3 protein-coding genes are annotated in these 2547 nt (G+C 65.4%); all 3 read left to right on the forward strand.

Going from position 1 to position 2547, the window contains the following annotated elements:
• Positions 1-1096 (forward strand): sugar ABC transporter permease (locus ACFTZB_RS44955; RefSeq protein WP_378442383.1); only part of this gene is annotated, 1096 nt, incomplete at its 5' end.
• Between the two features lie 170 nt (positions 1097-1266).
• Positions 1267-1671: a cupin domain-containing protein gene (locus ACFTZB_RS44960; protein ID WP_378442385.1), complete on the forward strand. Its 405-nt coding sequence runs from the start codon at positions 1267-1269 to the stop codon at positions 1669-1671.
• 13 nt (positions 1672-1684) lie between these two features.
• Complete coding sequence (locus ACFTZB_RS44965; protein WP_378442388.1) at positions 1685-2485, forward strand: SDR family NAD(P)-dependent oxidoreductase; 801 nt, start codon at positions 1685-1687, stop codon at positions 2483-2485.
• The last annotated feature ends 62 nt before the right edge of the window (positions 2486-2547 follow it).

Consider the following 2547-nt stretch of genomic DNA (forward strand, 5'->3'; position numbering starts at 1 on the left):
GCTCATCATCTACTTCTCCTCGCAGAGCGAATTTTTCCTGTCGAGCCGCAACATCTCCAATCTGCTGGTTCAGACCGTCGTCACCGGAACCATCGCTCTGGGACTGGTTTTCATCCTGCTCACCGGCGAAATCGATCTGTCCGTGGCAGCGATCAGCGGTGTGACCTCGGTCCTGATGGCCAAACTGGTTGTCGCCGCCGGATTCAACAGCATTGTTGCCGTGATCGTCGCAGTGGTACTCGGCGCCCTGATCGGCGCATTGACCGGCCTCTGGTCGACCCGGTTCCTCGTACCCTCGTTCGTGGTCACCCTGGGCGTCGGCCTGGTTCTCAACGGCTTCCAGCTGATGCTGCTGCCCACCTCGGGGCAGTACAACCTGCTCGGCACGGGTATCGACAAGATCGCCGGCACCTACGTCACCGGGGTGTTCTCCTGGCTGACGGTGGTCGTCGCGGTCGCGGTCGTACTCGGTCTGCGGCTGACCTCGTACCGCCGCAAGATCGCGCACGAGATCACCGCCTCCCTGGTCCGGGAGGTCGTGATCCCCACTGTGGTGACCGCGGTCGCCGGCGTCGTCATCGTCGCCGTCCTCGATGCCAACGAAGGCGTCCCGATGCCGGTCGTCATCTTCGCCGCGCTCCTCGCCGTCGCCGCCTACACCCTCAACGAGTCGCGATTCGGTCTGCACCTGTACGCCGCCGGTGGAAACGCCGAAGCCGCTAATCGTGCCGGCATCAACGTCCGCCGCCTCAAGGTCCTCACCTTCACCATCGCGGGCACACTGGCCGCGGTCGCCGGCATCATCTCCGCCTCCCGAATTCTCGGTGTGTCGGTGTCCTCCGGCGGCGGAATCGGTGGCGGTGCGCTGCTGCTCAACGCCATCGCAGCCGCGGTCATCGGTGGTGTCAGCCTGTTCGGCGGCCGAGGAAAGGCCTCCGCAGCCCTGCTCGGCGCACTCGTCATCGGCGTCGTCGGCAACGGCCTGAACCTGCTCGGCGTCTCGACCAACGTCCAGCTCATCGTGACCGGGCTACTGCTCATCGTCGCGGTGACGGTCGACCGCTCGATCGAACGAATCACCGGTCCGACCAAGTAGACAACAACACCCCACGACACCGATGTGATTGCGCGGCGGGCTCGTCAACGAGACCACCCGCAACCACATCGGTGTCGTGCACCGCGCGTCCGCCGCCAGGTTGTGGCGCCGCGCCGCCCGTATCGGCACCCCAGCCACGGGGCCGACCCACCTTCACTGGAAGAGACCACATGAAACACGTGCTTACCGCCGACGTCCCAGCCGTCCTCGAACACGACGACACGGTCGCCAGCCACTTCATGATTCCGTTCGGTCAACTGCGGCAGCAGACCGAGGGTTCGTACCTGCAATTCGTCAACGAGTTCCTCGTCGAGCCCGGCAAATTCATCGAGCCGCACTACCACGACTCCCACGAGTTCTATTACGTCCTGTCCGGACGGGGCACGATGCGAGTCGGCGACGACGTCGCGCAGGTCTCGCCCGGCGACCTGATCCATACCCCGCCCAACGTTCCCCATTCGATCTACGCCCACCGCAGCGGAGTTCGGTGCCTGGCGTTCGCGGTGGCCTTCACTCCGGAGGGCGCCCCGACCCACACCGCGACGACATTCGACAACTGGCCCCCCGCCATCTGAAAGAGAGACCAGCATGGATCTTCAACTCGCCGACAAGAAGGTGTACGTCACCGGCACGGCTACCGGCATCGGGCGCGACGTCGTTCGGATCTTGGCCGCCGAGGGCGCGACGGTCTTCGCCGTCGACCGGGCCATCGACGTCCTCGACGAGTACGTGGCCACCGAATCGCTCGACTCGGTGACCACCTTCGAAGCAGACCTTTCCGACCTCGAACAATGCAACGCTGCAGCCGATGCAGCGTTGCAGGTCTTCGACGGGGCACCGGACATCCTCATCAACAACGCCGGCATCGGACGGATGCTCCCATTCGAGGAACTCACCGACGAGGACTTCCACCGCACCTTCGAGCTGAACTTCTTCGCCATGGCGCGCACCTGCCGACGCCTGCTCCCGGCGATGAAGGACAACGGCGGCGGATCGGTCGTCAACGTCACCTCCGATCTCGCCGGTCAACCCGAGTCCGTTTTCGTCGACTACGCCGCGAGCAAGGCCGCGGTCGTGAGCCTGTCGAAGACGCTGGCCAAGGCATACGCGCCGACGATCCGGGTCAACAACGTCTCCCCCGGCCCGATCTGGACCCCGCTATGGTTCCGGGAGGGCGGGTACATCGAGACACTGATGGCGAACTACCAGCTCGACGACCCGGAAGCGGCCCTCAAACAGCTCGTCACCGACCGTGACATCCCGCTGGCGCGGCTCGGCGAACCCGAGGAAGTCGCGCGAGCAGTGGTCTTCCTCGCCTCCCCCGCCACCAGCTACACCACCGGCAGCACCCTCGGCGTCAACGGCGGGACCGTACGCGCCGCATTCTGATCCGCACCGCCCACGGCACCCGTGGGCACCAAGCCCTCCTGCCTCTCCGGCGAGCCCCATGG

Source organism: Rhodococcus sp. NPDC057014 (assembly GCF_042673295.1).
Lineage (GTDB): Bacteria > Actinomycetota > Actinomycetes > Mycobacteriales > Mycobacteriaceae > Rhodococcus_F.